19 protein-coding genes are annotated in these 20,319 nt (G+C 38.2%); 8 read left to right on the top strand and 11 right to left on the bottom strand.

The window, feature by feature from the left end; translation table 11 throughout:
- Positions 1–31: 31 nt before the first annotated feature.
- Complete coding sequence (locus J1905_RS17430) at positions 32–346, top strand: DUF3467 domain-containing protein (protein WP_048907295.1); 315 nt, start codon at positions 32–34, stop codon at positions 344–346.
- On the opposite strand, the gene miaA is transcribed toward J1905_RS17430, so the two are convergent.
- Genes miaA through J1905_RS17410 form a run of 4 tightly spaced genes read right to left on the bottom strand, consistent with a single transcriptional unit; the run spans position 343 to position 3,970 of the window.
- Positions 343–1,260, bottom strand: coding sequence for a tRNA (adenosine(37)-N6)-dimethylallyltransferase MiaA (gene miaA / locus J1905_RS17425; RefSeq protein WP_214228561.1), 918 nt, complete (start codon positions 1,258–1,260; stop codon positions 343–345). The two genes, J1905_RS17430 and miaA, sit on opposite strands and share 4 nt — an antisense overlap.
- Positions 1,260–1,913: an IS1096 element passenger TnpR family protein gene (locus J1905_RS17420; protein WP_214228560.1), complete on the bottom strand. Its 654-nt coding sequence runs from the start codon at positions 1,911–1,913 to the stop codon at positions 1,260–1,262. Before J1905_RS17420 ends, miaA begins: the two co-directional genes overlap by 1 nt.
- Before the next feature lie 57 nt (positions 1,914–1,970).
- Positions 1,971–3,377, bottom strand: a complete 1,407-nt coding sequence (locus J1905_RS17415) for a CCA tRNA nucleotidyltransferase (RefSeq protein WP_214228559.1) — start codon at positions 3,375–3,377, stop codon at positions 1,971–1,973.
- A gap of 26 nt (positions 3,378–3,403) precedes the next feature.
- On the bottom strand, positions 3,404–3,970 hold the full coding sequence (locus J1905_RS17410) for an L-threonylcarbamoyladenylate synthase (protein WP_214228558.1): 567 nt from the start codon (positions 3,968–3,970) through the stop codon (positions 3,404–3,406).
- 97 nt (positions 3,971–4,067) lie between these two features.
- Between J1905_RS17410 and J1905_RS17405 the strand changes: the two genes are divergently transcribed.
- Positions 4,068–5,201, top strand: coding sequence for a glycosyltransferase family 4 protein (locus tag J1905_RS17405; protein ID WP_214228557.1), 1,134 nt, complete (start codon positions 4,068–4,070; stop codon positions 5,199–5,201).
- A 76-nt stretch (positions 5,202–5,277) separates the two neighbouring features.
- Here the strand turns inward: J1905_RS17405 and J1905_RS17400 are convergent, their stop codons facing one another.
- Positions 5,278–6,096: a 2,3,4,5-tetrahydropyridine-2,6-dicarboxylate N-succinyltransferase gene (locus J1905_RS17400; protein ID WP_214228556.1), complete on the bottom strand. Its 819-nt coding sequence runs from the start codon at positions 6,094–6,096 to the stop codon at positions 5,278–5,280.
- A 77-nt stretch (positions 6,097–6,173) separates the two neighbouring features.
- Here J1905_RS17400 and J1905_RS17395 point away from each other — a divergent pair, with 77 nt between their 5' ends.
- Entirely contained in the window at positions 6,174–6,575 is a 402-nt protein-coding gene (locus tag J1905_RS17395) for an RNA-binding S4 domain-containing protein (RefSeq protein ID WP_108206565.1), read from the top strand.
- Here the strand turns inward: J1905_RS17395 and J1905_RS17390 are convergent, their stop codons facing one another.
- The 3 genes from J1905_RS17390 to J1905_RS17380 all read right to left on the bottom strand — a co-directional run bounded on the left by J1905_RS17390 (position 6,576) and on the right by J1905_RS17380 (position 8,512).
- Positions 6,576–7,301 carry an EcsC family protein gene (locus J1905_RS17390; RefSeq protein WP_214228555.1) on the bottom strand — a complete coding sequence of 242 codons (726 nt, stop codon included), beginning with the start codon at positions 7,299–7,301 and terminating at the stop codon, positions 6,576–6,578.
- Between the two features lie 65 nt (positions 7,302–7,366).
- Positions 7,367–7,849, bottom strand: a complete 483-nt coding sequence (locus J1905_RS17385) for a nucleoside deaminase (RefSeq protein ID WP_214228554.1) — start codon at positions 7,847–7,849, stop codon at positions 7,367–7,369.
- Between the two features lie 66 nt (positions 7,850–7,915).
- Positions 7,916–8,512: an OmpH/Skp family outer membrane protein gene (locus J1905_RS17380; protein WP_173090962.1), complete on the bottom strand. Its 597-nt coding sequence runs from the start codon at positions 8,510–8,512 to the stop codon at positions 7,916–7,918.
- Positions 8,513–8,727: 215 nt separating this feature from the next.
- On the opposite strand from J1905_RS17380, the gene gyrB reads away from it, so the two are divergent.
- Positions 8,728–10,686 carry a DNA topoisomerase (ATP-hydrolyzing) subunit B gene (gene gyrB / locus J1905_RS17375; RefSeq protein WP_214228553.1) on the top strand — a complete coding sequence of 653 codons (1,959 nt, stop codon included), beginning with the start codon at positions 8,728–8,730 and terminating at the stop codon, positions 10,684–10,686.
- A gap of 439 nt (positions 10,687–11,125) precedes the next feature.
- On the opposite strand, the gene J1905_RS17370 is transcribed toward gyrB, so the two are convergent.
- Both J1905_RS17370 and mdh read right to left on the bottom strand, forming a co-directional pair.
- Entirely contained in the window at positions 11,126–11,548 is a 423-nt protein-coding gene (locus J1905_RS17370; RefSeq protein WP_214228552.1) for a retropepsin-like aspartic protease, read from the bottom strand.
- A 24-nt stretch (positions 11,549–11,572) separates the two neighbouring features.
- Entirely contained in the window at positions 11,573–12,511 is a 939-nt protein-coding gene (gene mdh / locus J1905_RS17365) for a malate dehydrogenase (RefSeq protein ID WP_173090959.1), read from the bottom strand.
- A 148-nt stretch (positions 12,512–12,659) separates the two neighbouring features.
- On the opposite strand from mdh, the gene J1905_RS17360 reads away from it, so the two are divergent.
- The 4 genes from J1905_RS17360 to J1905_RS17345 all read left to right on the top strand — a co-directional run bounded on the left by J1905_RS17360 (position 12,660) and on the right by J1905_RS17345 (position 19,119).
- A complete protein-coding gene (locus J1905_RS17360; RefSeq protein WP_214228551.1) occupies positions 12,660–13,142 on the top strand; it encodes a lipocalin family protein in 483 nt (160 codons plus the stop codon).
- A gap of 94 nt (positions 13,143–13,236) precedes the next feature.
- Entirely contained in the window at positions 13,237–17,664 is a 4,428-nt protein-coding gene (gene dnaE, locus J1905_RS17355) for a DNA polymerase III subunit alpha (protein WP_214228550.1), read from the top strand.
- A gap of 151 nt (positions 17,665–17,815) precedes the next feature.
- Positions 17,816–18,136, top strand: a complete 321-nt coding sequence (trxA, locus tag J1905_RS17350; protein ID WP_214228549.1) for a thioredoxin — start codon at positions 17,816–17,818, stop codon at positions 18,134–18,136.
- Positions 18,137–18,198: 62 nt separating this feature from the next.
- Positions 18,199–19,119, top strand: coding sequence for a DUF58 domain-containing protein (locus J1905_RS17345; RefSeq protein WP_173090955.1), 921 nt, complete (start codon positions 18,199–18,201; stop codon positions 19,117–19,119).
- Here J1905_RS17345 and J1905_RS17340 read toward each other — a convergent pair.
- Complete coding sequence (locus J1905_RS17340) at positions 19,116–20,309, bottom strand: aspartate aminotransferase family protein (protein ID WP_214228548.1); 1,194 nt, start codon at positions 20,307–20,309, stop codon at positions 19,116–19,118. The two genes, J1905_RS17345 and J1905_RS17340, sit on opposite strands and share 4 nt — an antisense overlap.
- Positions 20,310–20,319: the final 10 nt, after the last annotated feature.

Raw genomic sequence — 20,319 nt, 5'->3', positions numbered from 1 at the left:
TTTTACTATAAAAAATATCTAAGTTTGTTATATGGAAGAACAAAACAACGAAAACCAACTTAACATAGAACTTTCTGAAGAGATTGCAGAGGGCATATTTTCTAATTTGGCTATTATTACCCATTCAAATACAGAATTTGTACTTGACTTTATTAGAGTAATGCCTGGTGTACCTAAAGCAAGAGTAAAGTCGCGTATTATTCTTACCCCGGAACATGCAAAAAGATTATTGGCAGCAATGCAGGATAATATAGAAAAATATGAAGCTATAAACGGACGTATTAAGACTCAGGAGGAGCCTCCGGGTTTCCCTATGAACTTTGGTGGGCCAACCGCCCAAGCTTAAGTTAAAGCCTGTTTAATGTAAGTGATGACTTCATCAGTGTGGTTTGGCTCAAACCAGGTGGTGGTGTCATCTCTTCTAAACCAAGTCAATTGCCTTTTAGCAAAGCGACGCGTATTTTGTTTGATCTTATCAACAGCTTGTTCCAAGTCTATTTCTCCATCCAGATAAGCAAAAAGCTCCGAATAACCCACTGTATTTAGGGCGTTGTAGCTTCTATAGTCCTGTAGTGACTTTACTTCATCTAGTAAGCCCAGATCCATCATCTGGTCAACTCTTAGGTTAATTCTATTGTAAAGTACAGCGCGGTCTGTATTTAAACCAATCTTAATAATGTTGAAAGGTCTTTTTTTTCTACTATTAGTAAGGAAAGAAGATAGTTTCATTCCTGTGGATAGAAAAAACTCCAGTCCTCTTATCATTCGCTGAGGATTGGCCTGATCTACTTTTGCATAATATTCAGGATCATTCTCGCTCAGTTGAGTTTTTATAGATTCAATTCCCTGTGATGCAAGCTGCTCATTTAGCTGTTCTCGAATGTTGATATCTGTGTTAGGAAGATCATCAAGACCTTTACAAATGGCATCGATATAGAGACCAGAACCGCCAACCATAACTAAAAGATCATGTTTTTTAAACAATTCATCCATTAGTTTAAGAGCCTGCACTTCAAAGTCGCCGGTACTGAATAGTGTTTTTACACTGTGGGAATTAATAAAATGATGTGGGGCGGCAGCTAACTCTTCAGTAGAAGGTTTAGCAGTACCAATTTCCATTTCTTTAAAGAATTGTCTGGAATCTGCGGAAATAATTTCAGTAGAAAACTGCTTTGCTATCTCGATAGCTAAAGCAGTTTTCCCTATTGCCGTTGGGCCTACAATAACAATTAAAGTCTTAGCTGATGCCATATTCGGCATTAGTAATCTTCTTTACTATTGTATTCTTCGTCTTCGTAATTGTCATTATCAGAGAATTCATCTGATTCATCTTCTGATTCCTCTTCAGCATCCTCACCTTTTTCTTCAGTATTGATACCTCTGCCACCCATTGCTTCAAGTTCGTCCGTGTCTTCCGGTACAAAATCCATTTCATTTAAGAAATCGAAATCTGTTGAAACAGGATTTGAGGATACAGCAACCGAGCCAAAATTATTTTTTTCAATAATTTTGGGAGCTTCACCTGTACTTTTAACCAGGTAAGGATATTCGATGTTAGGATCAGTTTCCAGTATGATCTTTATCAGTTCAACATGAAAATCAAAAGGGCGATCAAAATTATATATATAATAGAATTTTTGGTGTGGATCTTCAATGAAGCTACTCAGTTTGGAGTTTTCCATTAAAGCAACACCTCTGTCTATTTTGCGCTGATTTGGTAAATAAGCTATTTCATCACCTTTTATCCAATTATCTGTACTCACATAAAAGGACGAAGATTTTTCGGCAGAGTAACCGGTTGAACGGTGAACTGCTTTATGTAAATCTTCAAATGTTTGGGTCGATTTAATATCTATTTCCCTTACTACTTCATCGAAATCTTCGAAACTTATTCTAAATCTATAAATTGCCATTTGAGCTTATTTTCTAGCTATAAAATTAAAAAATAAAATATACTTTATATAATTGTATTAACGAGTTACTGGTAAAAGGCCCAGTTCTTTTGCTTTTTCGAGCATAAACTGTAACGCTTCATCATAGGAATTTGTTATTTCTCCCTCCAAAATGGCCTCACGAATGGCATTTTTGATAATGCCTACTTCTTTTCCTGCCCCCAAACCAAATACCTGCATAATGTCATTTCCTGTAATTGGTGGTTGCCAGTTTCTGATTTTGTCACGTTCTTCAACATCTTTGAGCTTCTGTTTTACCAGTTCAAAGTTGTTTCTGTATTTTTTTACCTTGTATTCGTTTTTGGTGGTTACATCGGCATTGCATAGTAACATCAAACTTTCGATATCCTCTCCGGCATCAAATAATAAACGTCTAACTGCCGAATCAGTTACTACTTCTTGCGCCAATACAATAGGGCGAAGGTGTAACTGAACAAGTTTTTGAACATACTTCATCTTTTCGTTAAGAGGAAGTTTAAGTTGAGCAAAAATTTGAGGAACCATTCTTGCACCTTTATCCTCATGACCATGAAAAGTCCAGCCATGACCTTCTTCAAAACGTTTTGTTGCCGGTTTGGCAATATCATGCAGAATAGCGGCCCAACGTAACCAAAGGTCATCGGTTACTGTGCAAATATTATCTAATACCTGTAAGGTATGATAAAAATTATCTTTATGCCCTTTCCCGTTAATTATATCCACGCCATATAAATTGGCCATTTGTGGGAAAATCAAGTGCAGTAAGCCAGTATCAAATAAATACTTGAAGCCCACAGAAGGTAGGGAGGATAAAATGATTTTATTAAGTTCATCAGTGATGCGTTCTTTTGAAACGATACTGATTCTTTCTTTTTGTTTTTTGATTGCGTTTATTGCCGCTTCGTCAATAGTAAAACTAAGCTGACTGGCAAAACGAACGGCGCGCATCATGCGCAAAGGGTCATCAGAAAAAGTAAGCTCCGGGTCTAGTGGAGTCCTCATTAATTTATTTGTAAGATCTTCTGTTCCGTTAAAAGGATCAACCAGACTTCCGTAATTGTCTTTATTTAAAGAAATAGCCAACGCATTTATGGTAAAATCGCGTCTAAGCTGATCATCTTCAATTGTGCCATTTTCAACTATTGGCTTGCGCGAATCCGCACGATATGACTCTTTCCTTGCGCCTACAAATTCAATTTCCAAATCCTGAAACTTAAGCATTGCTGTTCCAAAATTCTTGAAAACAGCCACTTTTGTTTTAAGTTGCGCACCTACTAGTTCCGCAAAAGTAATTCCATTGCCAAGTACAACAATGTCGATGTCTTTTGATGGTCTTTTCAAGAAAATATCTCGCACATATCCGCCAATAACATAGGCTTCAATGTTGTGTTTAGCAGCTATACCTGCCAGAACTTTAAAAACAGGATGTTGTAGGTGTTTTTCCATTGCTGAGTTTGCAAAAGTAGTAAAACTTACCTTCTAATAAAGGAAAACTGTCCTCCAGGTGCTAATTTCATTATAGTTGATGGTTTTTTATCAATGTTTAAGTCCTGCTCCCAGTCTACAACATAGTCAACGGCATCTTTAATTTCATCACTTATCTCATCAAAGGTTTTTGGAGTAGCCTGGCCAGATAAATTAGCAGAGGTAGAGGTGATGGGTTTACGAAAACGATATATCAATTGCTCGCAGAAATCATGCTTAACAACCCTAATTCCTACACTTCCATCAACATTAATTACATTTTTTGCGAGGTTCTTTGCTCCCGAAAAAATAATAGTCAAAGGGTTTTCAGTGTATTCAATTAAATCATAGGCAACCTCGGGGATTTCGGTAACATAACTTTGCAGTTTAGCATCAGTATCCAATAAAATGATAAAACTTTTATCACTACTACGACCTTTAATGGCATTAATTTTTTCTACAGCTTGTTCATTAGTAGCATCGCAGCCTAATCCCCATACAGTATCGGTAGGATAAAGAATTACACCACCATCTTTAAGTACAGCGAGCGCTTGTCTAATCTGATCGTTTAACATATAGAGTTTGTTTAGCCTATAAAAGTAGGCAAAATTCGTTTTTGTTGAGGCTCAGTTTTTAATTTGTTGTATATTTCGCCTCAATTTTAAATGTGATATGAGAATTGCCTTCGATGCAAAGAGAGCCTATCATAACAATACAGGGTTAGGAAATTATAGTAGAACACTGGTGTTGGATCTTGCCCGGTTTTTTCCTGACAACGAATATTTTATGCTCAATCCAAAGCCTTCAAAGCAGTATTCTTTAGATGGCAAGAATATTCATGAGGTTCTACCAAAGGGATTTTTCTCCCGTAAGCTCTCCTCTTTATGGAGAAGTAAATGGATGACAAAGGATCTTATTGATCTTGATATAGAACTTTTTCATGGGTTAAGCCATGAAATCCCCGTGAATATTCATCGAACTAACATTAGATCTGTTGTAACCATTCACGATTTAATTTTTGAACATTATCCGGAGCAATATAATCCTTTGGATGTTAAATTATATCAAAGAAAGTTCAGACACGCCTGTCAGTATGCCGACCGAATAATTGCCATTAGCGAGCAAACCAAAAAGGATATTGTCGATTTCTACCAAACAGATCCTAATAAGATAGATGTATGTTACCAAAGTTGCGATAGTAGTTTTAATCCATCAATATCTAAAGAACAGAAAGAATTAACTGCTGCCAAGTTTAGTTTACCTTCCAAGTTTTTCCTTTCAGTTGGGTCAATTATTGAAAGGAAAAATCTGCTGAATATCTGCAAGGCGGTTCAACTGTTAGAAAAGGATAACGAAGTTAACTTAGTCGTGATTGGAAAGGGGAGTGGTAAATACAAAAGCGAGATCGATAATTTCATCTTAAAGAACAACCTCAGTAATAAAATCACCTTTCTAAAAGATGTTAATTCGGCAGATTTGCCTGCAATATATAGCTTGTCGGAGGCGTTAATATACCCCTCTTATTTCGAGGGATTTGGTATTCCAGTACTTGAGGCGTTAAGTGTAGGTGTACCGGTTATTACGTCTTCTGTTAGCTGTTTACCAGAGGCAGGAGGAGATGCTGCATTTTATGTTAATCCAGATAAGCCAGAAGAAATTGCCAATAGCATGTTGACGGTGCTAAAAGGAGGGGCGGATGTGCAAGCGATGATCCAAAAAGGATTTGTGCATGCAGAAAAATTTAGCAATAAGAATTGTGCAGCACAGGTAATGAAAACTTACCAAACAGTAATGAAAACTCGGTAACAAGTAAATAAAAAGAGCCTGTATCATAAAATGATCAGGCTCTCTCTAAATCTATACTGATAAAAGTTTTTACACCTTATACAGCAACGTTGTTTTCTCTTAATGCATCATTAAGTGAAGTCTTTTTATCTGTAGATTCTTTACGTTTACCAATAATCAATGCACATGGAACGTGGTATTCGCCAGCAGGGAATTGTTTTGCATAGCTACCAGGAATAACTACCGAACGAGCAGGAACAATACCTTTGTATTCAACAGGACTACTTCCAGTAACGTCAATAATTTTTGTTGAAGCGGTTAACACTACGTTAGCACCTAACACAGCTTCTTTTTCAACACGAACACCTTCAACTACGATAGCTCTTGAGCCTAAGAAGCAGTTGTCTTCGATGATTACCGGAGCAGCCTGGATAGGTTCAAGAACACCACCAATACCAACACCACCACTTAAGTGAACATGTTTTCCAATTTGCGCACATGAACCAACGGTAGCCCAAGTATCAACCATTGTACCTTCATCTACGTAAGCACCAATGTTTACATAAGAAGGCATCATGATAACACCTTTAGCAAGGAAAGCACCATAACGAGCACTCGCACCAGGTACTACTCTTACTCCAAGGTCTTTATAATTGGTTTTTAGTTTCATTTTATCATGAAACACAAAAGGCCCTGACTCACTTACTTTCATCTGTCTGATGGGGAAGTAAAGAATAACAGCTTTTTTGATCCATTCATTTACACCCCATGAATTTAGAATAGGCTCAGCAACGCGCAATTCACCTTTATCTAACTGCATAACTACGGTTTCAATTGCCTCACAATGTTCCGTATATTCTAATAAAGTTCTATCTTCCCAAGCGGCTTCTACTAACTTTTTTAATTCTGCTATCATGTTGTTTGTTTAATTTTTGACAAAATAAATGAATTTTATGTATTGAGCATTGTTTTCTTGTGTATTTTTGATTTTTTATGACTGAAAAGGAAAAATTACGTATTGACAAGTACTTGTGGGCAATAAGATTATTTAAGACCAGAAGTTTAGCTACAGAGGCCTGCAAGGCTGGTCGTGTTAAATTTAATGGCCAAAATCTTAAGCCATCTGCCATCGTTAAGCCCGGCGAAGTTTATCAGGTATCAAGAGGGATAGAAAAAAAAGTAATAGAAGTTGTTGAGCTTTTGTACAATAGAGTAGAATCTAAAATTGCCGTAACTAAATACAAGGACATTACTCCTCTTGAGGAAACACATGGATTCAAATCTATGTTTCATGCTCCGGCTTTAAAAAGAGACAGGGGAACCGGAAGGCCAACTAAAAAAGACAGACGCGAAACCGACGATCTGATTGGTGGGTTATTTGAAGAAGAGGAATAACTATTCCACTTTTTTCAAACGCATCCGATAAGCCTGGGTAGCCGTTTTTCCAAGCTTTTTAATTAACTGATAATTGGCAACGGCGCCAACTGCAGCGCCAACTACAGGTAATAATTGCGCTAGTTTAGCAATATCAATATAATCTCGATATTCCTGCTGAAATGTTTTCCAATCGAAATTATCAGAGTTTTCAGGAAGTATATGAAGCTTTTCATCCCAATCCTGCATGTGCACAAACACCTTTTGAGCACCTTCTTTACTAGAAAAAGCGAGTTGAAAAATATAAAGAATGTATAAACGTTCCCTAAAGTCTTTCACGTCAACACCGTACAAGGCCGCAATTTCAAAGAGCATTTTCATTTTTATACCTACAAGTATTGGAAAATCAGCCATGCTCATTAAAAAGCCACCTGCCCCGGTTATCCCACCCTCTGCAGCACCGGTTTTAGAGTAGCTGTCTATTTTTTCGCGCACAAGTGCCTCCCGATGAATCAAGCTCATTTCTTCAGGAGGGGTAGATGAGGTAGTGTACGTAGAGCCATAAAGAACAGCCCTTGTCATACCCTTAATGGCTGCAGTAATGGCATCATGAACCTTATCAGGAATATAACCGTTTATCTTTTTCTGGATACCATCGGTAACCTTGTTCAAAACAGACGGCTTTTTTAGGATATCTCTCTTCCAAAATTCCAGTTCAATCTCTACTTTTTGTCTGTAACTATCCATTCTGAGTGTTTAATTGCTTGATTAGATATAAGACGCTATAAAGGAGCTACAAGTTACAGAAATGGCTAGTATTCTGTTTTCTCTGCAGATTTGTTCCAAAGTTTAAAAGCTCTTTGTGCGTCATCTCTCATCATTTGCTTAAAAGGGAGCACTCTATCTGCCATCGATTTATGCATTTCATCATAAATGAACTTATCGCTAAAACCAATATCAGCAGCGTCTATTTTGGTGTTTGCGTAGTAAATGGTATCGATACTAGCCCAATAAACAGCGCTGAGGCACATAGGGCATGGTTCGCAGCTGGTGTAGATTACACAACCGCTCAAATCAAATGTTTTCAGTTTCTTGCAAGCCAGTCTTATGGCAGCAACCTCTGCATGTGCAGTAGGGTCGTTGTCGGCTATAACCATGTTGGCACTTTTTGCAATAACTTTTCCATCTTTTACAACTACGGCACCAAATGGAGCGCCCATTTTATCTAAAACATTTTCTTCAGAAAGCTGAATCGCCAGCTTCATGAATTTCTCGTGTTCTTTTAATTTGTCCATGTTATTTGGGGTGCAAAAAAAATGCCCCGAATTATCGGGGCATTTGATATGTTTATTAAACCTGCATTATTTTGCAGCTGGTTTGTAAGTATCATTTAATCCAACAATCACTTCGCTGGTTACATCTAAACTTTCGTCAGCAAATAAAATAGCGCTGTTACCTTTAGAATAAGTTAACACCATTTTAAAGCCTTTCTTTTTTGCATAACCTTTTAGGTAATCAGCAACTTTGTCGTAAAGTTTTTCGTTTTCAGCAGCTTGTTCAGTTTGAAGTGCAGCACCTGCATTTTGCTGATACGCTTGTAATTCTTGTTGTTTACGCGCAAGTCTTTCTTCAGTAGCAGCTCTTTGGTCAGCTGGCAAAGTATTTGCCTGTTGTTGGTAAGCAGCAACCTCACGTTGAAAAGCTTGTTGTTTAGATCCAAGATCAGCTTGAGCTGTTTTAGATTTTGCTTCTAATTTTACCTTAATGTCCTTAAAATACTGATATTTTGTTAGTAATGAATCAGAGTTCACATAAACAATCTTCTCGTTATTTGAAACAGTAGCTGGTTCCGATTTTGCAGCTGTACCAGTCTTTTCATCTTTATTTTGACAAGATGCCATTAAAGAAACTATGGCTACAGCAGTAGCAATACTGCCTAATGTTGTTTTTGTTTTCATTAGTATTTAATTTGTTTTTTTCTGGGTTATAAACCTATCCTCCTGCCCATTCCTGAGTGATAAATTTCAACAAATATAAAATTTCAAATTTAGTATCCTAAAGAACTGTTTTTTTTCGGATGTTTTTCCTCAGTTTTAAGTCAAATAGTTATCCACATTTGCCGTTAATTGGCCATAAATGGTTAAATTTGAGTCTAATTGTTTTATTTAAATATATGAGCGAAGAAAAGGATCCTAATTCAAATTATTCGGCAGATAATATACAGGTTTTAGAAGGTTTAGAAGCGGTGCGTAAGCGCCCTTCGATGTATATAGGCGATACAGGAGTTAAAGGTTTACATCACCTGGTGTATGAGGTTGTAGATAACTCGATTGATGAGGCATTGGCAGGACACGCCGATACCATTTATGTAAATATTCTTGAAGATAACTCGATAAGAGTTGAAGATAACGGACGTGGTATTCCAACAGGAATTAACACGAAAGAACAAAAATCGGCACTAGAAATCGTAATGACGGTACTACACGCCGGTGGTAAATTCGATAAAGATACCTACAAAGTTTCTGGTGGTTTACACGGTGTGGGGGTAAGTTGCGTTAACGCATTATCAACTCACTTAAGAGCAGAAGTACACAGAGAAGGAAAAATCTGGGTTCAGGAGTACAACATTGGTAAACCATTATACGAAGTAAAATCTATCGGCGAAACCGATAAACGTGGTACAATTGTAACCTTTACGCCGGATGCTACCATATTTACCCAAACTACAGAGTATCGTTATGATACTTTAGCTTCGAGATTAAGAGAGTTGTCTTTCTTAAACAAGGGCATCAAATTAACACTTACAGACGAACGTGAAGTAAATAACGACGGAACTTTCCGTACAGAACTTTTCCATTCTGAAGGTGGATTAAAAGAATTTGTTCAATTCCTTGACGGTAACCGTCCATCATTAATTGCTGAGCCAATTTATGTTGAAGGAATTAAAAACGGCATTCCTGTTGAGCTTGCTTTGCAATACAACGACAGTTATGCAGAAAACGTTCACTCTTATGTAAACAACATCAATACACATGAGGGTGGTACACACATTGCCGGTTTCAGAAGAGGTTTAACCAGAACACTTAAAGCTTACGCTGATAAATCAGGATTGCTTAAAGGGGTTAAATTTGAAATCACAGGCGATGACTTTAGAGAAGGTTTAACCGCAGTAATTTCAGTGAAAGTTCAGGAGCCTCAGTTTGAGGGTCAAACTAAAACTAAGCTTGGTAACTCTGAGGTTATGGGTGCGGTTGATATTGCTGTAGGTGAGGCACTTGGTATTTACCTTGAAGAATATCCTAGAGAAGCAAAGTCAATCGTTAATAAAGTAATTCTTGCGGCTACTGCTCGTGCTGCGGCGCGTAAAGCTCGCGAAATGGTGCAGCGTAAGAGTGTTATGGGAGGTTCAGGCCTTCCTGGTAAACTTGCCGATTGTTCAGATAGTGATCCGGAAAAATGCGAATTATACCTGGTGGAGGGAGACTCCGCAGGTGGAACTGCTAAACAAGGTAGAGATCGTAACTTTCAGGCCATCCTTCCTCTAAAAGGTAAGATCCTGAACGTTGAAAAAGCAATGGAACATAAGATCTACGAAAATGACGAGATCAAGAATATGTTTACCGCTCTTGGTGTAAGTATTGGAACACCTGAGGATGACAAAGCTTTAAATCTTACAAAACTTCGTTATCATAAAATCGTAATCATGACGGATGCTGATATCGACGGATCTCACATTACTACCTTGATTCTTACCTTCTTCTTTAGGTATATGAAGGCGTTAATTGAGGCCGGTTATGTTTACATTGCTGCGCCACCGTTGTATCAGGTTAAAAAAGGTAAAGAGTTTGAATATTGCTGGAACGATAAGCAACGTGATGCTGCTGTACAGCGTTTAAAAGGTGCTGGTAAAGAAGAAAGCGTACATATTCAACGCTATAAAGGTTTGGGTGAGATGAACGCAGAACAATTGTGGGATACTACCTTAAACCCTGCAACACGTACACTGATGCAAGCTACAATTGAAAATGCTGCAGAGTGCGATCATACCTTCTCTATGCTTATGGGCGATGATGTTGCTCCAAGGAGAGAATTTATCGAAAGAAATGCAAAATATGCTAAGATTGATGCTTAGTCATTATGCATTCAAGAATATAAATTAAAGAGGTCTGTTTTTCAGACCTCTTTTTTTGTGACATGTTTACCTTGTCATCATCCTATTAATGCCGAACAAGCTGCCAGGCAAAATAAATTACCAATGATAGATTGGTTTTTGTTAATTAGTATTTGTATTTTTATGTAAGTTTAATTCAAACATCAATAGTATCTAATTGATGTTTGAATTAAATTGGTTTTGCAACTCAATAAAATTGGGCTTGTTTTAGCTTCGGACTTGGAAAAAATTCGAATTGCAACCTAAAACATAGTCGTCCCTCGTACCACGTTTAAACGCACCTTGTTCGGACCTCGTTCGACCATAGTCGAACGAGGTCCGTACAAAAGCCGTCGAAGAGCCGATGCAGACTTCGGATCAAAAAAAAATGCAAAAAATTGATTTTCTTAGTTTGGTAAATCTATTTATAAAGATAGAGTTTCATTTTTTTGTAGTTGATGACCGCCTGATATTTCAATAACAGATCACTACCGATAATGCCTATGATGGGTGGGTGCCCAAGACCTTCGTATGCTTGGTTTACAGCTTCCAAATCCAAGGCAACAGTTTCATAGTTCTTCAATGCCAGACTGCCTATCTTTATAGCTGGTATTACAGCCTGCAAAGTGCTTGAGGTAGAAAATAATGTTGTAGCTTGAGTTTCTTCGCTATGCTCCAGTTCTTTAAGGTGATCTTTTAGGAAAGTTTTGTCAAAAACGGATCTGGAAGCGCCGGTATCAACCACGGCAAATAACTTTTGTCCAAAAACAACAATTTCCACCAATAGGTGGAAACCGTCGTCTTGTAAGCTTATTAGAATTAAGGGTATTGAGATTGGTCTCATTTAAACTATTCTATATACCCTCGTTTAAACGAGTTTCATTTCATGAAGCACTGCGTTCATATTACGAACAGCATCAGCACTTTTGTTAAATGTATCTTGTTCAGTATCACTTAATTTAATGTCCAGTATTTTTTCAGCGCCATTTTTGCCAATAATTACCGGAACAACTAACGAAATATCTTTTTGGCCATATTCGCCATCTAAATACACTCCCGATGAAATTAGTTTTTTCTGGTCGCGCACAATACTTTCAACCATTGCAGCAGTTCCTGCTCCTGGTGCGTACCATGCCGATGTGCCAATCAGTTTAGTTAAAGTAGCGCCCCCAACCATCGTGCTGGCAACAACTTTTTCCTGCTGTTCTTTAGATAAGAATTGAGTAACAGGAATACTATTCCATGTAGCGTGGTTAATTAAAGGAATCATGGTGGTGTCTCCATGGCCACCAATAACAACAGCGTTCAAATCAGCTGGAGAGCAGCCTAATTCCTGACTAAGGTAATATTTAAATCTGGATGAATCTAGTGCTCCACCCATTCCTAATACGCGGTTTTTAGGTAGGCCTGTTGATTTTAAAGCCAGATAATTCATGGTATCCATTGGATTGGAAACTACGATAATGATGGTGTCAGGCGAGTGTTTTAAGATATTTTCGGCAACACCTTTTACAATGCCGGCGTTAATGCCAATTAGCTCTTCACGGGTCATGCCTGGTTTACGGGGTAGGCCCGAGGTGATGACCACAACTTCAGATCCTGCAGTACTGGCATAATCGTTGGTAACACCGGTAATTTTAGTGTCGAAGCCTAATAAAGCGGCCGTTTGCATCATATCAATTGCCTTGCCTTCTGCAAAACCTTCTTTAATGTCCAGTAAAATTAACTCTTCAGCTAATTCTTTTCTGGCAATATTATCTGCACAGGTAGCGCCAACGGCACCTGCACCTACAACCGTTATCTTCATAAATTTAGTTTTTTACATATGTTACCTTCCCTTCGAAGTTAGAAAAATACATGAGTTTAAAAAATGGTTTTTAAAACTTTATTCTTTATTGCTGGTTTTATGATAAAGAATTTACATTTGCTGATAGGGCGAAAAATTAGGGGAGCTTATGGAAAATGTACCAGTACAAAAGGTTGATATAATGTCTTATGCAGGCAAGTGGTATTCTATATGTTCGATACCTACTATAATGGATAAAGACTGGTATCAAACCACAGAAACATATGTTATTCATCCGGATGGTTACTATGCAGTTTTTACTACTTACAAAGTGGTTGGAACTAATGAACAAAGGTACACCCGGTCTAAACTGTTTGTAACCAGAGGTAGCAATAATGCTACGCTAAAGGCGCAATACGTGTGGCCGTTTAAGGTTGATTATTGGGTGATAGAATTAGCCGACGATTACTCATATGCCGTGGTTGGCCATCCTAAGTACAGACATCTTTCTGTCCTGTCACGCAAGCCTGTGCTTTCGGATAAATTGCTTACCGGAATTATTAACAGATGTGAGCAACGTGGTTACGACACCTCAAAGCTTGTCTCTCAGGAACATCACATTGTTTCATCTGATGAAACAGCACTAGCCTGACCTTTAAATTTAGAAACACCTTACATCACAGGCAAAAAATACGTATTTTTGGACTTCCATTTTTGATTTCCAAAACGAGTAATTTAATTACAATATGTATTTGATTTTTGATACCGAAACTACAGGTTTACCACGCAATTGGAATGCCCCAATTACTGATACAGATAATTGGCCCAGGTGTATCCAAATTGCATGGCAGTTACATGATGAGTTAGGTAACCTGATCGAAAATCAAGATTATCTTGTAAATCCAGACGGATTTAATATTCCGTATGATGCAGAGCGTATTCATGGTATCTCTACTGAGCTTGCTCAGGAGCAAGGGATTGGATTGCAAGAAGTTTTAGAGAAATTTAACATTGCGCTTTCTAAAGCGAAATTCATTGTAGGCCAAAACATAGGTTTCGATGTTAATATCATGGGTTGCGAATTTCACCGGATGGGAGTGGAAAGCCCTATGGCACAAATGCCTGTTTTGGATACCTGTACTGAAACTACTGCCGAGTTATTACGCCTTCCGGGTGGTAGGGGAGGCAGGTTTAAATTGCCTAATTTAACTGAGCTTCATCAATACCTTTTTGGAGAGCCATTTTCGGAGGCGCACAATGCTACTGCGGATGTGGAGGCAACTACACGTTGCTTTTTTCAGTTGCTTAAAATTGATGCTTTCAGACCTGAACAATTACAGACAGATCAAAGCTATCTTCGTCTTTTTAAAGAAAAGAATCCGGGAGTAATAAACCGAATTGGTTTAACACACATCAACCTTAAGTCAGCCTCTGATGATATCAGAAAAAGGCTGCAAAAAACAAGTGGTGGTCCCTCTAAACAGGAGCTTGCCAGCAATAAACAAGAACTGAAAAATGCCGCATTTGCGCATTTGCATAACCACACACAGTTTTCTGTTCTACAGTCGACTATTAATATACCCGCGCTGATAAAGGCGGCTGCGGCCGAGAAAATGCCTGCTGTTGCAATGACCGATCATGCGAATATGATGGGGGCATTCCATTTTGTTGCTCAAGTACTTAATCACAATAAAGGGGTTGAGGCTAAAAATGCCGCTGCAATAGAAAAGGGAGAAGAACCTACAGACGTAATTTTAAAGCCGATTGTAGGGTGCGAGTTTTTTGTTTGTGATAACCATGAGGATAAAAAACGCAAGGACAATGGTTATCAGATTGTGTTGCTGGCAAAAAATAAAAACGGCTATCACAACCTTGCAAAAATGTCGTCCATTGCCTATACAAAAGGATTTTACTATGTTCCAAGGATAGATAGGGCAGTTATTGAACAATATAAAGAAGACATCATTGTACTATCTGGAAACCTCTACGGAGAGATTTCCAGTAAATTGCTGAACATCGGAGAGCGCCAGGCTGAAGAGGCTTTGGTGTGGTGGAAAGAACAATTTGGCGATGATTTTTATATCGAGCTGATGCGCCACAATCAGGATGATGAGAACATCGTAAATATTTCTTTGATTTCGTTGGCGCGCAAGCATGAGGTTAAAATGGTGGCAACCAATAACACTTATTATATTGGTAAAAAAGATGCAAACGCGCACGATATTTTACTTTGTGTAAAAGATGGCGAGAAACAAGCTACTCAAATAGGTAGCGGCCGTGGTTTCCGCTATGGTTTGCCTAATCAGGAATACTACTTCAAATCTGCTGATGAGATGAAGGCGCTTTTTGCCGATGTCCCTGAAGCTATTTTAAACATACAAACCATTGTAGATAAAATTGAAATCTACAAACTTGCACGTGAGGTACTCTTACCTAAGTTCGATATTCCGGAAGAGTTTTTAGTTGTAGAGGATGAGGAAGATGGTGGTAAACGCGGAGAGAATAAATTTCTTCGTCATCTTACTTATGTAGGGGCTAAGAAACGTTACGGAGAGCTTACACCGGAAATTACTGAACGACTGGATTTCGAGTTGCAAACCATCGAAAAAACTGGTTATCCCGGCTATTTCCTTATTGTGCAGGATTTTATTGCCGAAGCCAGGAATCTGGATGTTTCGGTAGGACCAGGCCGTGGATCTGCTGCGGGATCGGTAGTTGCGTATTGTTTATGGATTACCAATATAGATCCGATTAAGTACGACCTCCTTTTTGAGCGTTTCCTAAATCCGGATCGTGTTTCCATGCCCGATATTGATATCGACTTTGACGACGAGGGTCGTGGAAGGGTAATGGATTATGTAATCAAAAAATATGGTTCAAATCAAGTTGCGCAAATCATTACTTATGGTACCATGGCGGCAAAATCTTCTATCAGAGATACCGCCCGTGTATTAGATTTGCCACTTTTTGAAGCTGATAAAATAGCCAAGCTTATTCCTAATATGAAGCTGGCCAAGATTTTTAATCTTGATGAAAAGACATTAAAAGAGGCCTTAAGGGCTGATGAATACGAAAAGGTTTTAGAGCTAAAAGCTTTATCAGGGGCTAAGGATCTAAGTGCCGAAACCATCCTGCAGGCGCAGATTTTGGAAGGTTCATTACGTAACACAGGTATACATGCCTGTGGGGTAATTATTACGCCCGATGACATTACGAATTTCGTTCCTGTTTCTGTAGCTAAGGATTCTGATCTGTATGTAACGCAGTTTGATAACTCTGTTGTAGAAAGTGCGGGATTGCTAAAAATGGACTTTTTAGGGTTAAAAACATTAACTCTTATTAAGGATACTGTTAAGCTTGTAAAACTTGGGCATGGTGTAGAGCTTGATCCTGATAGTTTTCCGATTGATGATGAAAAGACATACGAACTTTTCCAAAGAGGGGAAACGATAGGTATTTTCCAGTACGAGAGTAACGGAATGCAGAAATACATGAAGGAGCTAAAACCTACGGTTTTTGGTGACTTAATTGCCATGAATGCACTTTATCGCCCGGGACCATTGGAGTACATTCCAAGTTTTGTTCGCCGTAAAAATGGCGAGGAAGAAATTCAGTATGACCTTGATGCCTGCGAAGAGTATTTAAAGGAAACTTACGGTATTACTGTATACCAGGAGCAGGTGATGCTGCTGTCGCAAAAGCTTGCCGGTTTTACCAAGGGTGAGGCCGACGTTTTGCGTAAGGCAATGGGTAAAAAGCAAAAGGAAGTGCTGGATAAGATGAAACCTAAATTTGTTGCTCAGGCAGCAGAAAAGGGACATGATCCTACCACACTTGAAAAAATATGGAAAGATTGGGAAGCTTTTGCATCTTATGCCTTCAACAAATCTCACTCTACCTGTTACGCCTGGATTGCCTACCAGACTGCTTATTTAAAAGCACATTATCCTGCTGAATACATGGCTGCTGTACTTTCGAACAACATGAGTGACATTAAGCAGGTTGCCTTTTTTATGGAAGAGTGTAAGCAAATGGGAGTTCCGGTACTTGGTCCGGATGTTAATGAATCAGGTATTAAGTTCTCCGTAAATCCTCAGGGCGAAATCCGTTTCGGATTGTCTGGTATTAAGGGGGTAGGTGATAAAGCTGTAGAAAGTATTATTGAAGACCGAAATGCTAATGGAATGTATAAAGACGTTCATGATTTTGCTAAAAGGTCTAATACGCGTACTGTAAACAAAAAAGCATATGAGAGTTTTGTTTATAGTGGTGCATTTGATGGCTTTGGCTATCACCGTGCGCAGTATTTCTTTGTAGGTATTAATGATAAGATGAACGGAATAGAGAAGCTTATCAAATTTGCCAATGATTTTGCGAATAACGAATCCTCATCGCAATCATCTCTATTTGGAGGTTCAGTGGCCGATATGATTTCGGAACCATCACTTCCGGTTGCTCCGGAATGGACCTTAATTGATCGTTTAAAGTTTGAAAAGGATGCTATCGGGATTTTTCTGAGTGGCCACCCTTTAGATAATTACCGCTTAGAATTAAATGAATTTTGCCAGCAAAAGGTTAGACATCTTTCTATTGTTAACAAGATAAGAACCGGAGATACCAATGAAGAGGTGCTTGCTGAGTTTGAGGGAATAAAAAACCGAGAACTGGTTGTAGGTGGTTTGGTAGTGGTGGCAGCGCAAAGAATGACTAAAACTGGAAAACCTTTTGGAACCATGGTTTTTGAAGATTATGAGGATACTTGTGAACTTGCTTTATTTGGTGATGACTTCATTAAGTTTAAACAGTTTCTAACTGATGGTTATTATTTACAAATTCGCGGAAGGGTTGGAGAAAGATTTAGAAAAGAGGGCGATTGGGAGTTTAAGATCACTTCTATTAACCTACTTTCGGAATTAAGAGATAAATTGGCTAAGTCCGTAACCATCCAGGTACCACTTGAGCGGATAGATGATGACTTTATGACTCAAATTAATGCGATATTAGAAGACAACAAGGCCAATACTGATCAGCAAAATTGCCAGTTACTTTTTGAGATTTATGATAGGGAGCAGAATGTGAACATTAAAATGCCTTCTAAGTCAGTTAAAATCAATCCTAGCAATCATTTTTTAGATCAATTGAAGAGTTTGGATGTTCACCCTAAGTTGAACTAATGTCATTTTGGCATTAGTAAAGTTGATGGCACTACAATTGATTATATCTTTGCATCAACAATACCTGTAAATTTATACTCACAGAGTTTATGCTACAGGCTGTTAACAGTTGATTTCAATAGGAAAAATAAATAAAATTAAAATAAGAATTATGGCTTTGGAAATTACAGATGCAAACTTCGAAGAACTTGTATTAAAATCAGATAAACCCGTTTTGGTTGATTTTTGGGCAGAATGGTGTGGTCCATGTCGCATGGTTGGACCATCAGTAGATGAGATAGCAAAAGAATACGAAGGAAAAGCAATCGTTGGTAAAGTTAACGTAGATAACAACCCACAGATCTCAACTCAATTCGGAATCCGCAACATTCCTGCATTGTTGTATTTTAAAGACGGTCAGGTTGTCGATAAGCAAGTTGGTGCAGTTCCAAAATCTGTATTAGCGCAGAAATTAGATAAGCAATTAGTGTAATTCAAAATACACTAGTTTAAAAAGCGTTCATAACTTATGAACGCTTTTTTTATATTTACACTATGCAGTCGCCATTTGATGAACAAGCCTTACACTTTAACAGTAATTTAGAGCTTCTTGCCCGACAGGTGGTAGAGGGCTTTATTACCGGTCTTCATAAAAGTCCGTTTCATGGCTTCTCCGTTGAATTTGCCGAACACAGGCTTTACAATGTTGGTGATAGTGTTAAAAATATTGACTGGAAACTGTATGCCAGAACAGATAAGTTGTTCAGTAAAAGGTACGAAGAGGAAACCAACCTTCGTTGCCAATTCATTATAGATGTTTCTTCGTCTATGTTTTTTCCGGTAAACGAATACAATAAGCTCAATTTTGCTATACAGGCTACAGCCGCCTTGATTTATTTATTAAAACGGCAGCGAGATGCATTTGGGCTTAGTCTTTTTACGGATCATCTGCTGTTAAATACTCCCGCAAAATCTACTACTACACATCAAAAATATTTATTTACCCATCTGGAGGGGATATTGAAATCTCAAAAGATGGATGTAAAAACCAATGTAGAGCAGGCGTTGCATCAAATTGCTGAATTGATTCATAAGCGGTCGTTGGTAGTTATTTTTAGCGATATGCTAAATACCATGCAGGATGAGAATGATACTGAAGCTTTGTTTTCTGCCTTGCAGCACTTAAAGTTTAATAAGCACGAGGTGATTATTTTTAATGTTACCGACAAATCAAAGGAAGTAGATTTTAACTTTGAAAATCGTCCTTATGAGTTTGTTGATATGGAGACAGGGGCAAAGCTTAAAGCACATTCATCCAAAGTAAAAGAGGCTTATCTCTCAAAAATGAGTCATTATAGGCAAGCCATACAACTTAAGTGTACACAGTATAAAATAGACATGATCGATGCTGATATTTCAGCAGGATTTTATCCGATATTGCAAGCTTATCTGATTAAACGACAAAAGATGAGCTAAGCTTTTGTTACCAGCTCAACATTCTTTAAAATAACAGAACAAGCGTATTCTATTTCTTCATTGCTGATGATTAGTGGTGGTGCTACACGCATTGAATTACTGCAATGTAAAAACCAGTCGCTTATTACGCCATCGGCAATACACGCATCAATGATCTTTTTGTTGGTTTCAAAGTTTTCAAATTCAATTGCAATCATTAATCCTTTACCACGTACTTCTTTTATTGCAGGATGTACGAGTAATTTTTTAAACAGTTCTCCTTTTTCTGTTACGCCATCAACTATGTTTTCATTAACAATTGTTTGCAATGTTGCTAAGCCTGCTGCGCAGCTAACCGGGTGACCGCCAAAGGTTGTAATATGGCCAAGTATCGGGTTGGTTGCCAGCGCAATCATAATTTCTTTTGAAGTTATAAATGCACCAATTGGCATACCGCCTCCAATGCCTTTGGCTAACAATAGGATATCTGGTACAATGTCGAAATGTTGAAAGCCAAATAGCTTGCCTGTGCGCCCAAATCCGCATTGTATTTCGTCGAGCACTAACAATGTGCCTGTGGCAGTACATTTCTCTCTGAGCGCTTTAAAATATGCCTTATTGGCAACTCTAATCCCTGCTTCTCCCTGTATGGTTTCAACAAATACAGCTGCGGTATTTGTAGTGATCAAATCCAGATCAGGTAACGAATTGTATTCAATAAATTTAATATGAGGTAGCAGGGGACGATAAGCCTGTTTAAACTCTTCGTTACCCATTAAACTTAATGCACCTTGAGTGCTGCCATGGTAAGAATTATTGCAGGAAATGATCTCGGTACGCTGAGTATAACGTTTTGCCAGCTTCATTGCACCTTCAACAGCTTCGGCTCCTGAGTTTACAAAATAGGTACAGTTTAAATTTGATGGTAAAACATCGGCAAGGGCTTTCGCAAAATTCACTTGTGGACTTTGAACAAACTCACCATAGACCATAATGTGCATATAGCTTTCTGCCTGATTTTTTACTGCTTCTACAACGGCAGGGTGGCAATGACCAACATTGCTAACGCCAATGCCTGCTATTAAATCCATATATTTTTTGCCCTCAGTATCATAAAGATACATTCCGCTGGCCTTATTGAATTCTAAAAGAAGAGGTTCTAATGTTGTTTGAGCGTTATGTTGAAGAAATAACTGACGTTGTGTAAGCATACACAAAGGT

This window comes from Pedobacter sp. B4-66, from assembly GCF_018492665.1.
Taxonomy (GTDB): domain Bacteria; phylum Bacteroidota; class Bacteroidia; order Sphingobacteriales; family Sphingobacteriaceae; genus Pedobacter.
The sequence above is the reverse complement of the archived record's forward strand: the minus strand, read 5'-3'. Positions and strand labels throughout refer to the sequence as shown.

Bases quoted from the DNA above. Each gene is read 5' to 3' on its own strand.
- J1905_RS17340 (WP_214228548.1), bottom strand. From the start codon at position 20,309: ATGCTTACACAACGTCAGTTATTTCTTCAACATAACGCTCAAACAACA.
- J1905_RS17345 (WP_173090955.1), top strand. From the start codon at position 18,199: ATGCAGTCGCCATTTGATGAACAAGCCTTACACTTTAACAGTAATTTA.
- trxA (WP_214228549.1), top strand. From the start codon at position 17,816: ATGGCTTTGGAAATTACAGATGCAAACTTCGAAGAACTTGTATTAAAA.
- gyrB (WP_214228553.1), top strand. From the start codon at position 8,728: ATGAGCGAAGAAAAGGATCCTAATTCAAATTATTCGGCAGATAATATA.
- J1905_RS17415 (WP_214228559.1), bottom strand. From the start codon at position 3,377: ATGGAAAAACACCTACAACATCCTGTTTTTAAAGTTCTGGCAGGTATA.
- J1905_RS17430 (WP_048907295.1), top strand. From the start codon at position 32: ATGGAAGAACAAAACAACGAAAACCAACTTAACATAGAACTTTCTGAA.
- mdh (WP_173090959.1), bottom strand. From the start codon at position 12,511: ATGAAGATAACGGTTGTAGGTGCAGGTGCCGTTGGCGCTACCTGTGCA.
- J1905_RS17370 (WP_214228552.1), bottom strand. From the start codon at position 11,548: ATGAGACCAATCTCAATACCCTTAATTCTAATAAGCTTACAAGACGAC.
- J1905_RS17360 (WP_214228551.1), top strand. From the start codon at position 12,660: ATGGAAAATGTACCAGTACAAAAGGTTGATATAATGTCTTATGCAGGC.
- J1905_RS17410 (WP_214228558.1), bottom strand. From the start codon at position 3,970: ATGTTAAACGATCAGATTAGACAAGCGCTCGCTGTACTTAAAGATGGT.
- J1905_RS17395 (WP_108206565.1), top strand. From the start codon at position 6,174: ATGACTGAAAAGGAAAAATTACGTATTGACAAGTACTTGTGGGCAATA.
- J1905_RS17390 (WP_214228555.1), bottom strand. From the start codon at position 7,301: ATGGATAGTTACAGACAAAAAGTAGAGATTGAACTGGAATTTTGGAAG.
- J1905_RS17400 (WP_214228556.1), bottom strand. From the start codon at position 6,096: ATGATAGCAGAATTAAAAAAGTTAGTAGAAGCCGCTTGGGAAGATAGA.
- J1905_RS17420 (WP_214228560.1), bottom strand. From the start codon at position 1,913: ATGGCAATTTATAGATTTAGAATAAGTTTCGAAGATTTCGATGAAGTA.
- J1905_RS17380 (WP_173090962.1), bottom strand. From the start codon at position 8,512: ATGAAAACAAAAACAACATTAGGCAGTATTGCTACTGCTGTAGCCATA.
- miaA (WP_214228561.1), bottom strand. From the start codon at position 1,260: ATGCCGAATATGGCATCAGCTAAGACTTTAATTGTTATTGTAGGCCCA.
- J1905_RS17385 (WP_214228554.1), bottom strand. From the start codon at position 7,849: ATGGACAAATTAAAAGAACACGAGAAATTCATGAAGCTGGCGATTCAG.
- dnaE (WP_214228550.1), top strand. From the start codon at position 13,237: ATGTATTTGATTTTTGATACCGAAACTACAGGTTTACCACGCAATTGG.
- J1905_RS17405 (WP_214228557.1), top strand. From the start codon at position 4,068: ATGAGAATTGCCTTCGATGCAAAGAGAGCCTATCATAACAATACAGGG.